Here is a 13,076-nt window from a genome sequence, read left to right on the forward strand (position 1 = left end):
GCCGGGGTGTGGCCCCCCGGCGGCACGGCACCACCTTCTACGAGCCACCCGCGCCCGCCAGCGCAAAGATGTGGACCGCCGGGAGACCGCCCCCGGCGGTCCACATCGTTTGAGCAGCGCTCAGACGTCGACGCCGAGTTCACGCAGTTCCTTGCGCAGCGCGTCCTCGCCGTTGAACAGGATCGCGTGCAGGCCGGCGGCGCCGGCCCCGGCGACGTTCTCCTCGAAATCATCGACGAAGACGATCTGCTCCGGCGGTAGCCCGCACATCTCGATCAGGCGCGCATAGATCGCCGGCTCCGGCTTGCGCAGGCCCAGGTCGTAGGACGGCGCGAACACGTCGACGGTCCCGGGCGGGAACGCCGCGCGCAGCCACCCGTCCAGCTCCCGGTAGACGTTGGACAGGATCCCGATCTGCAGTCCGGCGGCCTTCAGCTCGAGCACCAGCTCGTACATCGGCGCGTGGACCGCGCCGCCCATGATGGCGGTCATCATCACGCCGAGGCGCTCCGGCGGCACCGCGATCCCTTGCTCCGCCTCGACCCCCGCCACCGCGCCCGCGCTGAACTCGGCAAACGAGGTTCGACCGGTCTCGCACTCCACGAACTCGCTGCCACCGCGGAACAGCCCCATCGCGGTGCCCTCGGCCAGCCCGTACTCGGTGTCCACCTTGGCGAACTCACCGAGCGGGCTGACCACCAGTACCCCACCGACGTCGAAGACGACCGATCGGATCTGAGGCTCCGTCACTCCCGGTTGGTCCAGGTCGACGGGTTCCCCGGCCGGGTGACGAGCTGGACCGGCGGGTGACCGGCCCGGATGAACTGCCCATTCTTGAAGACGTCGAGCTTGTGCATGGTGCCGCACTGGGTGAAGATCTCGAACTCGTTGCCGGCCGGATCCCGCATCAGGGCGTACCAGTCCATCATGTTCGGGGTGATGTTCGGCATCCCCGGGACGCCGAATTCGGCCTCCTGCAGGCTGGTCGCCATCCGCCCGGTGGGCTTGACGACCTTGCCCGCGATGGTCAGCCCACAGTCGAAGGTCAGCTCGTACTCGAGCGGAGCCATGGTGGCCTCCTTGTGGTAGAAACCGCCGACCAACGGCGAGAGCGTCGTCGCGTCCGACCACCAGCCGCCCACCGGCATCGGCGCGGGCTCGGGCAGTTCGTGCGAGCGGAGCGCAATGAAGGAGAAGACGCTGTCATCCGGGAGCACGCCACCAACCAGGTCCCAGCCGGTGTTCCACATCAGCTGGGTCTTGCGCCGGCCCCAACCCCGGTCGCGCCAGCCGAAGCCCTGGAAGGGCAACTCGATGCCGTCGTTCTTCCAGGTGATGGTGCCCTCGGCGACGATGATCTGCTCGGCGTGGCCGTAGAACTGGCCGGCCAGGCCGTCCTTGGAGCCCTTGGCGTAGTAGCCCTCGAACATGGTGTCCCAGAGCGGGGCGAAGTGCTTGCCCTTGACGGTGAGGTCGAAGCTCACCTCGTCGAGGTCGGCGATCCAGCGCAGCTCGTGGTCGGAGTCCCAGGAGAGGTTCACGATCTCCAGGCGCGACATCGAGTTGCCGATCTGCTTCTCGTTGTGCGTCCCGTCCTCGCGGCAGGTCTGCAGGGTCGAGTTGTTGCCCTGCCCGACGCCGATGGTCACCCGGGTGTTCGGGGACCGGTTCCCACTCACCGTCATGTGCATCGCGATGTTGGCGTTGCGGGTCACGTCGCGCAGCGAGAAGAAGAAGGTGTCCTTCCAGGGCAGCGACTCATCCCCCCACGGGACGTGGATCAGCTCGTCCTCCGGCTTGGGCTTCCATTCGGCCGGGATCGATGCAGGCCACTGGTCCGCCATCAGTTCAGCTCTCCGCTCGCTTGAGGAGGGTGATGGTGCCCTCGTTGCCGTCGACCCGGACGACGTCGCCGTCCTTGAGGACCTTGGTGCCGTTGCCCGTGCCCACCACGCACGGCACCCCGATCTCGCGCGCCACCACGGCGGCGTGACTGAGCAGTCCACCGATGTCCGTCACCAACGCGGAGGACACGTACAGCACGGCCGCCCAGGACGGGTCGGTCGTGACGCAGACCAAGATCTCGTCGGGCTCGATCTCACTGAACGCGGGGTCGTGCACGATCCGCACGGGCCCTTCGATGATGCCGCCGCTGGCCCCGATGCCCTGGACGACGCTGCCTTCGCAGGCCGCCTCGCTCCCGGTCCCGAGCGGGGCCAGTTCGAACGGGGTCGGGGTGCCCTCCCAGTGGGTCGGGATGTCGTGGCGCTTGAACTCCTCGCGCTGCACGCGCCGTTCGTCGGCGATCGCCCGCATGTTCGACGGCAGCGCAGGGGCCGTCAGTTCCTCCACCGTGAACAGGAAGATGTCCTCGCGGTCGGCGATCCGCCCGTCCGCGGCCAGCAGGTCGCCGAGCCGGCGGGCCGAACCACGGGCGATGTCCATCACCTGCAGGTACGTCGCCTTGGCCACGCCGCGCAGCGGGATCCGGGCCACTGCCATCTTGAGCACCAGCTTGGCGCCGGCGCGCTTGGTGCGCGGCAGCTTGGCCAGCAGGTCGGCTTCGGCCGCGATCCGCCCGCGGACCCGCTCCTCGGCCTGCCCATGCGGGTCGGGGCGGCCCTTGTACTGCCCGGCGAGGCGCTTGATCGGCTCCGGGTTCTCGCGCCAGGAGACGCTGGAGATCTCGCCGACCTCCGGGCCGTGGTAGCCGTGCCGCTTGATGAAGGTGTCCAGATCGAGCTGGTCGTTGCCGAGGCGCCAGAGGTCGAAGATGATCTCGGTCTCGGCATGCGAGCCCTGCCCGGCGGTGATCGCGTTCGCCTGGGCGGCGTCGAGCCCGGCCTTCTTGATCAGCAGAAGCAACTGGTCGTAGACGCCCTGAACACCGATGAACACGCCACCGGCCTGGATCTTGATGGCCTCGGTGAACCGGTCGTCGGCCTCGGCCAGGGTGGCCTTCGCGGTCGCCTCGTCCATGGTCGCCAGCTTCGGCACCATCGACTCCCACCAGGTGTGCATCGGCTTCGCGCGGCTGATGACGTTCTTGCGGATGGTGATCATCTCGCGCGGCATCTTCGTCAGCACGTGGCCCATGCGGCGCTTGGAGCGCGCCAGCGGCACCCCGGCCGGAACCTCGCCGAGCAGCTGCTTCGCGATCATGTCCGGCCCCGAGCCCGGGAGCAGTCCGCCCATCTCGCAGAAGAAGTTCACGTTGAGCGCGGCCCGGCCGTAGAAGATGCCGCTGGTGCGCTTGTTCGGGTCCGGGTCGACCCGCACCTCGCTCTTGGGCAGTGCACCCAGACGGACGAAGCAGTCCCGGATCCCGAGATCGGATCCCTTACCCCAGATCGACCAGCCGAGGTGACTGGCGACGCCGGGCATGGCCTCGCCCAGGTTGGTGGTGCTCCAGAACTGGCCTGGCTTCGACTCGGTGTGCAGCGAACCGGTGGGGTCCACCTGGATGGTCATGGGTGTGTGCCTCCGGAAGTGGTGCGGCGTGCGACATCGATGCCGCGTGATCGCGTCATTTCGGTGACACTAACCGCGCACGCGGGCACAGAACAGGTGTTCATCCGGCAGTGTTGGCCGCGCGAGTTGCCAGGTTCCGACACCTGCGCAGGTCAGCGCGCCGGGTTACCCCCCGGCCTACCCCCGAGGGATCGTCAGGAGCCTTGCTCCCAGGATCTCAGATAGGTCAGCTGCTCGGGCGAGGAGACGTCGAGGCGCACGCCGAGCGAGGCCAGCTTCAAGGCGGCGACCTCGGCGTCGATGTCGGCGGGGACGGGATGGACGCCCGGCGCCAGATCAGCCCCGGCGGCGAGCCAGGCCAGGGTCAGCGCCTGGCCGGCGAAGGACATGTCCATCACCGCGGCGGGGTGACCCTCGGCCGCGGCCAGGTTGACCACGCGACCCTGGGCGAGCAGCAGCAGGCGGCGGCCGTCAGGCTGGGTGAACTCCTCGACCTGCTCGCGCACGGTGCGACGCGCGGTCGCTCCGGACGCCAGCGCACGGACGTCGACCTCGACGTCGAAGTGACCGGCGTTGGCCAGGATCACCCCGTCCCGCATCGCCGCGAAGTGCCCGGCGCGCAGGACGTCGCGGTTGCCGGTCGCGGTGACGAACACGTCGCCGCGCGCAGCGGCCTCGGCCATCGGCACGACCGAGAAGCCGTCCATCGTGGCCTCCAGCGCGCGGGCCGGATCGATCTCGGTGACCAGCACGTGCGCTCCCATCCCCCGGGCCCGCTCGGCCACCCCCTGCCCGCACGGGCCGAAGCCGGCGACGACCAGGGTGCGCCCGGCCAGCAGCAGGTTGGTGGCGCGCATGATCGCGTCGAGGGTGGACTGCCCGGTGCCGTAGCGGTTGTCGAACATCCGGCGGGTGCCGGTGTCGTTGACCGCGACCATCGGCACCCGCAGTCGGCCGTCGCGGGCCATCTGGCGCAGCCGGATCACGCCGGTGGTGGTGCCCTCGGTGCCGCCGCGCACGCCCGCGATCAGGTCGGTGCGCGCGGTGTGCAGGGTGGTGACCAGGTCGCACCCGTCGTCCAGCACCAGGTGCGGTGGCGTGACGTCCAGCGCCGCCACGATGTGGGCGTAGTACGCGGCGCGGTCCACACCGCGACGGGCGAAGACGGCGACGCCGTCGGCCACCAGAGCCGCGGCGACCTCGTCCTGGGTGGAGAGCGGGTTGGAGGCGGCCAGTGCGACGGAGGCACCGCCGGCGCGCAGCACCCGCATCAGGTTCGCGGTCTCCGCGGTGACATGCATGCACGCGGCCACCGACAGCCCGGCCAGTGGCCGGGCGGCGCTGAAGCGCTCCCCGATCTGAGCCAGCACCGGCATCGCCCGCGCCGCCCAGTCGATGCGTTCGGACCCCGAGCCCGCGAGCTCGGGGTCAGCGACGTCGAACGGGGTCACCGCCACCCGTCACCCCCGAAAGCGCAGCACAGCACGCGGGCAAAGCTCCCGAAAGCGCAGCATGGCACCGCGGAACGCGAAGTCCGGGTGCCATGCTGCACTTTCGGGAGGATGACGGTGCGTCAGTAGCGGTAGTGGTCCGCCTTGTACGGGCCACCGACCGGGACGCCGATGTAGGCGGCCTGCTCGGCGGACAAGGTCGTGAGGTTCACGCCTAGGGCGTCGAGGTGCAGGCGCGCCACCTTCTCGTCCAGGTGCTTCGGCAGCGTGTAGACGCCGAGCGGGTAGTCCTGGGTCTTGGTGAACAGCTCGATCTGCGCGATCACCTGATTGGTGAAGGAGTTCGACATGACGAAGCTGGGGTGACCGGTCGCGCAGCCCAGGTTCATCAGCCGGCCCTCGGCCAGCACGATGACCGTGTGCCCGTCGGCGAACTTCCACTCGTCGACCTGCGGCTTGATCTCGATCCGGCTGATGCCCGGGGTCTTCGCCAGGCCGGCCATGTCGATCTCGTTGTCGAAGTGCCCGATGTTGGACACGATCGCCTGGTGCTTCATCTGCGCCATGTGGGCGGCGGTGATGATCATGAAGTTGCCGGTCGTGGTGACGAAGATGTCGCCCTTGCCGACGACGTTCTCCAGCGTGTCGACCTGGAAGCCGTCCATGGCCGCCTGCAGCGCGCAGATCGGGTCGATCTCGGTGACGATGACGCGGGCGCCCTGGCCGCGGAGCGCGTCCGCGCAGCCCTTGCCGACGTCGCCGTAGCCGCAGACGATCGCGGTCTTGCCGGCGATCAGGACGTCGGTGGCGCGGTTGAGGCCGTCGATGACCGAGTGGCGGCAGCCGTACTTGTTGTCGAACTTGGACTTGGTGACCGAGTCGTTGACGTTGATGGCCGGGAAGAGCAGCGCGCCCTCCTTGAACATCTCGTAGAGGCGGTGCACCCCGGTGGTGGTCTCCTCGGTGACGCCCTTGATCTCGGCGCCGACGTTGGTCCAGCGACGGTTGTCCTCCTGGATGGAGGCGTTGAGCAGCGCGAGGACGACCTTGAACTCCTCGTTGTCGGTGGAGTCCACCGACGGCACGGTGCCGGCCTTCTCGAACTCGGTGCCCTTGTGCACGAGCATCGTGGCGTCGCCGCCGTCGTCCAGGATCAAGTTCGGGCCCGCGTGCCCGGAGGCGGCCGGCCAGCGCAGCGCCTTCTCCGTGCACCACCAGTACTCCTCCAGCGTCTCGCCCTTCCAGGCGTAGACCGGGGTGCCGGTGGGCGCATCAGGAGTTCCGTGGGTGCCGACAACAACGGCCGCGGCGGCGTGGTCCTGGGTGGAAAAGATGTTGCAGCTGACCCAGCGCACGTCGGCGCCGAGCGCGACCAGGGTCTCGATCAGGACCGCGGTCTGGATGGTCATGTGCAGCGAGCCCATGATGCGGGCGCCGGCCAGCGGCTGGGCGTCGGCAAACTCCTTGCGCACGGACATCAGGCCGGGCATCTCGTGCTCGGCCAGGCGGATCTCCTTGCGGCCGAACTCGGCGAGCGCGAGGTCAGCGACCTTGAAGTCGGCGGCAGTCAGGACAGGTCGGGTACTCATCAGGTCTTCTCCATCAGCGATTGGTGTTTTTCCTGCTCCCAGCGCAGCCAGTCCGGCGCGGGTACGTGCTCGGGACGGGTGGGCACGGAGTCCAGCCAGCCCTCGACCGCCTGGCGCAACCCGGTCTCGCGCCGCAACCGCAGCGCCAGCCCGACGTCACCCAGGTCGAGGTCGTGCCCGGTCAGCAGTTCACGCAGCGTCCGCAGGCGCTGCAACTGCTCAGGACCGTAGAACCGGTGCCCGCCAGGGCTGCGGTCCGGCTCGACCAGGCCGAGCTGCTCCACATAACGCAGCATCCGCGGCGACCACCCTGTGGTCTGCGCGGCCTCTGCAATCGGGAGCCCGTCCATCGACGCCAAGGCTAGCAGAGTGGTGTCAACTTTCACGGGGGAGGGTAGTCCATTATGGCTCAGTTCAGGGGGCGAAACTAACACGATGATGTCCGGTTATGGCCGGGCGGGCCGGGAAAAGAGGCAGGGCGGCTTGTTCGGCGCACCACCGCGTCGCGAACAAGCCGCCCTGCCACGTGCCGCCCAGACGACCGTGCGGTGGCGAGGGCCGCCCGAGGACCCGGACAAGTCACGGGTCCAATTCCCTCGCCGCCTACAGCCGTCGGCCTGGCGGACTACCTCGGCCCCGAAGGGCTCTGGTGCAAGCGCTCCGAGGGGCTGCGGACCCTGGATCGGCTTGCGTGCTAAAGGTTAGCCTTACCTAAGTGGAAGCGCAAGTCGGGTCACCAGATTTTTGGCCGGATCGACGAAGTGCTCCTGACAACGCCAGGTCTATGGTGTCGAGGTCGGCGCCGGGTTGAGCTGCGGGTCCACGTCGCCGCCGGCGTCCGGGTCGGTGCTCGGGTCGCCGCCCGGGTTGGCGCTCGGGTCGGTGCTCGCCTCGGGGTCCAGATTCGGGTCCGCGGTCTTGGTCGGCTCGTAGTTGATCGGCAGATCGCCCGCGGCGTCGGCCGCCTTCTGCGCCTGCTCGTCGGCGGTCCGGTCCCGGGCCGCCTTGTCACCGAGCACGCCGACCAGCTGCGGCACGATCTTCTCCAGCGCCCACGGGATGCTGGTGGCGCTGCTGTAGTACAGCGCCTCGGCCTCGTCCGGCCCCAGCTCGACCACGCGCTTGTTCTGCACGACGCGCATGTTCTTGTAGGCCGAGGTGGCCTTGATCTTGTCCATCGCCTCGCGGCCGTCGTGCCCGACGACCCAGACCAGCGCGTCCACGCCGTCGAGGAAGCCGAGGTTCCCGGTCGTCGTCTCGATGCCGTACATCTTGCGGGAGACCCCCACGTAGCGGGTGGCGGCCTCGATGCGGCTCGGGAACTCCATCCCGAGCGAGGTGAAGAACCGCGACATCTCCGCGTACGGATTCAGGATCCGGATCTGGCCGTTGGGGCCCGGCGCGGCCACCGCGACCGAGGCCTCCTTGAGCTCCGGGTGCGCGGTCAGGGCGTCGATGAAGAGCTGCCGGGTGCGCGCGACGAGGTCGATCGCGTACTTCCCCCGGCCGGTGATCTTGCCGAGCACCAGCATCTCCTCCTCCCAGGAGGAGAAGTAGTCCTTGCTGTCGGAGGAGACCATCGTGATCGTCGGCGCGAGGTCCGCGAGCTTCTGATAGTCCTCCAGCACGAGACCGGCGAACATCGCGACGATCAGGTCGGGGTTCATCGCCTTGATGGCCTCGTAGTCGAACACCTCCTTGCGTTCGGGGGTGTTCGCGGCCTGGGCGAATCCGTTGGCCAGCACCGGGCCGTCGTCGACGCCGGAGAGCTTGCCGGTCTTGGAGTCCCGGGTCGGGGTGTAGATCACGGTGTACTCGCCGGTGCGCTGGTAGTCGTTCAGCCAGGGGAACCCGGTCCACGGCACCGCCGCGCCGAAGAAGTTGCGGATGGTCAGCGGGCGCATGCCGAGCGCCGTCATCGTGTCCTGCTCGCGCATGCCGAGCACGATCACGCGCTTGGGCTCGGCCTCGATGACGGTGCCGGCCGGGTTCCAGGTGTGCGGGATGCGCACCGGGTACGCGCCGCGCTCGATCGGCGGGAGGTCCGAGTCCGAGACCGGGACCACGGTCGCCCCGGAGGTCGGCTTCGGGTCCGCGGAGTCGGCGTTCGAGTCCGAGTTGCACGCGGACGTCGCCAGCACGACCACGGCCGTGAAAAGCGCGGCCGTGGCGTGACGGGTGGCGGGACGGACGGTCATGGTGGTGCTCCCCCAGCGCGTGTTGATCTTCGCCCTCATTGTGGTCCTCTGACCTTGGAAAAGCCGAGCGAACGCGGGAACGCGACCAGTCCGTGATGCACGGGTCCGGCCGGGATGGAGCCCGTCAGGGCAGGTCAGAGCCCGTTCAGGGCGCCGGTGCGAGGTAAATGTCCGGTTCGAGGTAGATCACCCGGGCGGTCGGCTCCGCCTCCCGGATCCGCCGTTCGGCCGAGTCGATCGCGCGCGCGATGTCCGCGCCCGTGGCGGTGTCGCGGACCGCGATCTTGGCCGCCACCAGCAGCTCCTCCGGGCCGAGGTGGAGGGTCTTCATGTGGATGATCCGCTCCACCGCGGGCTCCGCCTCCAGAGCCGCCTGGATCCGGGCCAACGCCTCGTCCGAGGCGGCCTCGCCGAGCAGCAGCGACTTGGTCTCGACCGCCAGGATCAGCGCGACCACGATCAGCAGCACCCCGATCGAGACCGTGCCGATGCCGTCCCAGATGCCGTCGTCGGTGATCAGCGTCATGCCGACCCCGAACAGCGCCAGCACCAGGCCGACCAGGGCGGCGAGGTCCTCGAGCAGGACGACCGGGAGCTCGGGTGCCTTCGCGTGCCGGACGAACTCCACCCAGGAGGCGTCACCACGAACGTGGTTGGACTCGACGATCGCGGTGCGGAAGGAGAAGGACTCCATCCCGATCGCGGCGATCAGCACGGTGATCGGGACCCACTTCCACTCGTCGATCGCGTGCGGCTCCTGAATCTTGTGGATGCCTTCGTAGAGGGCGAACGCGCCGCCGACGGTGAACAGGACGATCGAGACCAGGAAGGCGTAGACGTAGCGCTCCCGGCCGAACCCGAACGGGTGCTCCGGCGTCGCCTCGCGTTGCGCCCGCTTGCCGCCGACCAGCAGCAGCGCCTGGTTGCCGGAGTCGGCCAGGGAGTGGATCGACTCGGCCAGCATCGAGGACGAGCGGGTCAGCAGGAACGCGACGAACTTGGTCGTCGCGATGCCCAGGTTCGCGACCAGGGCCGCGACGATCGCCTTGGTCCCGCCGCCGGCACTCACGAACTGGCTCCTGCCATCCGAGCCTTCAGTTCCTCGATCGCGGTCACCGGCGTCGGGTCGGTGCCGGTCAGCAGCGCGAGATACACCGACGCGAAATCGACCAGGGCGATCAGCCCGGCCAGGCGCGAGATCAGGTCCGGGCCGCTGCCGCGGAGGACGACCGCCGGCACGCCGGCCTGGCCGGCCGCGTGCTGGGACTCCGCCACGCGGGCCTCCGCGGCCGGGGTCTCCTCGGCGTCGGCCATCAGCACCAGGCGAAGGCCGTGCTCGAGCGCGGCCGGGCCGTCGAAGGCCACGATCTGGTTGTGGTGCGCCTCGGACAGCACACCCGCCATCGAGGGCAGCTTGGCGTTCTCCGCGATCTGGCAGGCGAACCGGTTCGCCACCGTCGCGCCGACGCCGGCCGGCCCCCACAGCACCGGCAGGCCACCGGCCAGATGCACGGCGAGTTCCTTGGCCCGGTTCGAGCGGGTCTCGATGCCGGGCGCGCTGACCGCGGCCACGCCGTCGAGCACGGAGGCGGCGCCGGTCAGGGCGGCCCGCGCTCCGGGGGTGATGCCGACGGCCTCGCCGACGAGCAGCAACGGGGTGGCCAGCGACCACAGCGAGGCACGCGGCTGGCGTCCGCCCGCATCGACGACCAGGTGCGGGGCGCCCGCGCCGGCCGCCTGCAGGAGCGAGCCGGGCGCGCCGATGGTGATCAGACGAGTCCCGCGCGCCGCAGCGGTTTTCACGGCGGCCAGCGTCTCCTCGGTCCGGCCGGAGCAGGACAGGCCGACCACGAGGTCGTCCGGGCCGACCCAGGCCGGCAGGCCCGGCCCGCGGTGCACGAGCACGGGGATCGGGCAGTTCGGGCCGGCGACCGCCGTGAGCACGTCACCGGAGGCGGCCGACCCGCCCATCCCGGCCACCACCAACGACCGTGGCCGCGAACCGAGAGCAAGCTCGCCGACTCCCCCATGAAGGGCCAGCCCGTCGCGGATCTGCGCGCCCGCCGAGGCGACCGCGCCGAGCATGTCCTGCGGATCGCCCGCGGCGAGGGCGGCAGCGTCGTCCAGGCTCGCGGTCACGTCAGGAGCCACTGGGCTTGCGTGCCTCGTCGACGAGCAGGACCGGGATGCCGTCCCGGATCGGATAGGCCAGCCCGCAGGCGGCGTCGGTGCACGCCAGTTCGGCGGCGGCCTCGTCCAGCCGCAGCGGGTGCCGGGACTGTGGGCAGGCCAGCAGCTCGAGCAGGGCGCTGTCGATCAGGTGATCTGCCATCAGGACTCCTCAGCAAGGCGGGACTCAGAACCGGACAGGGTGATCACGGCCAGCACCTCGTCCCGGAGTTCAGCCATGCGCGCCGCATCGGTGGCCTCGACGTTGAGGCGCAGCAGCGGTTCGGTGTTCGAGGGGCGGACGTTGAACCGGCCGTCGGGCAGGTCCACGGTCAGACCGTCGAGGTCGTCGAGCACCGTGTCGTCGCGGTCGGCCCACACCTTGCGCAGGGCGTCGAGCGCGTGGCCGACGTCGGCGACGACGGTGTTGATCTCACCCGAGGACGGGTAACGCTCGTAGGCGCGCACGAGTTCCGACAGCGTGCTGCCGGCCGGGGCTCCGGACAGCGCCGCGAGCACGTGCAGCGCTGCGAGCATGCCGGAGTCGGCGTTCCAGAACTCGCGGAAGTAGTAGTGCCCCGAGTGCTCGCCGCCGAAGATCGCGCCGGTCTCGGCCATCACGACCTTGATGAACGAGTGCCCGACCCTGGTGCGCACGGCCCGGCCGCCGCGGGCTCCGACCAGCTCCGGAACCGCCCGCGACGTGATCAGGTTGTAGACGATCGTGGCGCCCGGCTCCCGGGTCAGCTCACGGTCGGCGATCAGGCCGACGATCGCCGAGGGCGTGACCGCCGTCCCGGTCTCGTCGACGAAGAAGCAGCGGTCGGCGTCACCGTCGAAGGCCAGGCCGATGTCCGCACCGTGCGCGATCACCGCTTCGGAAAGGTCGCGCAGGTTCTTCGGGTCGATCGGGTTCGGCTCGTGGTTCGGGAAGGTGCCGTCGAGCTCGAAGAAGAGCGGGACGATCGCGAACGGCAGCCCGGCGAAGACCGTGGGCACCACGTAGCCGCCCATCCCGTTGCCGGCGTCGACCACCACGCGCAGCGGGCGGGCCCCGGTCAGGTCGACCAGCGTGCGCAGGTGCGCGGAGTAGTCGACGAGGATGTCCCGGGTCTCGATCGTGCCGACCGGGCCGGTGTACGGCGTCAGGCCCGCCTCGGCGTACCGGCGGACGTCGGCCAGCCCGGTGTCCTGACCGACCGGTTTGGCGCCCGCCCGGCACAGCTTGATGCCGTTGTAGCCGGCCGGGTTGTGCGAGGCGGTGAACATCGCGCCGGGGCAGGACCACGTGCCGCTGGCGTAGTAGACGGCGTCGGTGCAGGCGAGCCCGATGTCGACGACGTCGCGCCCGCGGGAGGCAATCCCGGCCGCGAAGGCGGCGGACAGCTCCGGGGAGGTCTCGCGCATGTCCCGGCCGATCACGACCGGCGAACCAACTCCACCGGGGGCGTCCTGCGCGGTCACCTCCGCGAAGGCCGCCCCGAGGTCGTGGGCAGCGGAGGCGTCCCACTGCTGCGGGACCAGACCCCGAATGTCGTAGGCCTTGACGATGGCACTCAGATCACGGGCAGGCACCCGCAGACCTTACCGAGCGCCGGGTCTTTACTCCTCCACCGAGCGCAGCACCCGCAGGTGCCCGCGGCGGCCGACCTCGATCATCGAATCCTGGACGGAGGCGGGCCGGCCGGCCTCGCGCACCGCGTCCGCGAGCGCGGAGAGGTCGTCAGGACTGGGGCCGAGGTCGACCTGGTCCTGAGCGAGGCGCAGAACCTCCCAGCCGCGCGGAGCGGTCAGCCGCTCCGCGTGCTCGGCGCACAGGTCGTAGCAGTGCGGTTCGGCGTAGGTGGCCAACGGCCCGAGCACGGCCGTCGAATCGGCGTACACGTAAGTCAGTGTCGCCGTCGCAGACCGGGTGCATGCATTGCGCGAGCAGCGACGACCCTTCACAACGAGCGAAGGTAGCGCGCACGCCGCGCCCCGCCCGGCATTGCGCCGTCGCACACAGTTGTGTCGCCTCGCTTCGCCCTACGCTCGGGGGGTGCGAAAGCGGCTGATCCGACGTTCCGGCGACCCGTCGGCCCAGACGCCGGCCGCCGACACTCCGACCGGGACACCGACCGGGACACCGACCGGGACACCGGCCGACGGGGACGCCCCGACCCCGCCCGGGCGCCGCCGCGACCGCCGCGGCCGTGGCC

12 protein-coding genes are annotated in these 13,076 nt (G+C 70.0%); all 12 read right to left on the reverse strand.

The genetic code is table 11. From position 1 onward, the window contains the following. Window positions 1-120: 120 nt before the first annotated feature. The 12 genes from H0X00_RS14220 to H0X00_RS14275 all read right to left on the reverse strand — a co-directional run bounded on the left by H0X00_RS14220 (window position 121) and on the right by H0X00_RS14275 (window position 12,879). Window positions 121-750, reverse strand: a complete 630-nt coding sequence (locus H0X00_RS14220; RefSeq protein WP_293772144.1) for an HAD family phosphatase — start codon at window positions 748-750, stop codon at window positions 121-123. Continuing rightward, window positions 747-1,844, reverse strand: a complete 1,098-nt coding sequence (locus H0X00_RS14225) for a hypothetical protein (RefSeq protein ID WP_293772146.1) — start codon at window positions 1,842-1,844, stop codon at window positions 747-749. Before H0X00_RS14225 ends, H0X00_RS14220 begins: the two co-directional genes overlap by 4 nt. A 4-nt stretch (window positions 1,845-1,848) precedes the next feature. After that, window positions 1,849-3,471 carry a PEP-utilizing enzyme gene (locus H0X00_RS14230; protein WP_293772148.1) on the reverse strand — a complete coding sequence of 541 codons (1,623 nt, stop codon included), beginning with the start codon at window positions 3,469-3,471 and terminating at the stop codon, window positions 1,849-1,851. A gap of 194 nt (window positions 3,472-3,665) precedes the next feature. Then, window positions 3,666-4,928, reverse strand: a complete 1,263-nt coding sequence (locus tag H0X00_RS14235) for an adenosylhomocysteinase (protein ID WP_293772150.1) — start codon at window positions 4,926-4,928, stop codon at window positions 3,666-3,668. Window positions 4,929-5,044: 116 nt separating this feature from the next. Continuing rightward, the gene (gene ahcY / locus H0X00_RS14240) at window positions 5,045-6,511 is read right to left on the reverse strand and encodes an adenosylhomocysteinase (RefSeq protein WP_293772152.1); all 1,467 of its coding nucleotides are present in this window, start codon (window positions 6,509-6,511) and stop codon (window positions 5,045-5,047) included. Next, window positions 6,511-6,861 (reverse strand): MerR family transcriptional regulator, encoded by a 351-nt coding sequence (locus H0X00_RS14245; protein ID WP_293772154.1) that lies wholly within the window; start codon window positions 6,859-6,861, stop codon window positions 6,511-6,513. The genes ahcY and H0X00_RS14245 overlap by 1 nt, the downstream gene beginning before the upstream one ends. 432 nt (window positions 6,862-7,293) lie before the next feature. Next, the gene (locus H0X00_RS14250; RefSeq protein ID WP_293772156.1) at window positions 7,294-8,709 is read right to left on the reverse strand and encodes an ABC transporter substrate-binding protein; all 1,416 of its coding nucleotides are present in this window, start codon (window positions 8,707-8,709) and stop codon (window positions 7,294-7,296) included. A 145-nt stretch (window positions 8,710-8,854) separates the two neighbouring features. Beyond that, window positions 8,855-9,778, reverse strand: coding sequence for a cation diffusion facilitator family transporter (locus H0X00_RS14255; protein WP_293772159.1), 924 nt, complete (start codon window positions 9,776-9,778; stop codon window positions 8,855-8,857). Continuing rightward, the gene (locus tag H0X00_RS14260) at window positions 9,775-10,848 is read right to left on the reverse strand and encodes an SIS domain-containing protein (RefSeq protein ID WP_293772162.1); all 1,074 of its coding nucleotides are present in this window, start codon (window positions 10,846-10,848) and stop codon (window positions 9,775-9,777) included. The genes H0X00_RS14255 and H0X00_RS14260 overlap by 4 nt, the downstream gene beginning before the upstream one ends. A gap of 1 nt (window position 10,849) precedes the next feature. Then, window positions 10,850-11,041, reverse strand: coding sequence for a Trm112 family protein (locus H0X00_RS14265; protein WP_293772165.1), 192 nt, complete (start codon window positions 11,039-11,041; stop codon window positions 10,850-10,852). After that, window positions 11,041-12,453 carry a phosphomannomutase/phosphoglucomutase gene (locus H0X00_RS14270; RefSeq protein WP_293772168.1) on the reverse strand — a complete coding sequence of 471 codons (1,413 nt, stop codon included), beginning with the start codon at window positions 12,451-12,453 and terminating at the stop codon, window positions 11,041-11,043. Before H0X00_RS14270 ends, H0X00_RS14265 begins: the two co-directional genes overlap by 1 nt. Before the next feature lie 27 nt (window positions 12,454-12,480). Then, window positions 12,481-12,879 (reverse strand): DUF3499 domain-containing protein, encoded by a 399-nt coding sequence (locus H0X00_RS14275; protein WP_367186630.1) that lies wholly within the window; start codon window positions 12,877-12,879, stop codon window positions 12,481-12,483. Between the last annotated feature and the right edge of the window lie 197 nt (window positions 12,880-13,076).

The organism is Sporichthya sp., assembly GCF_013815995.1.
Taxonomy (GTDB): domain Bacteria; phylum Actinomycetota; class Actinomycetes; order Sporichthyales; family Sporichthyaceae; genus Sporichthya.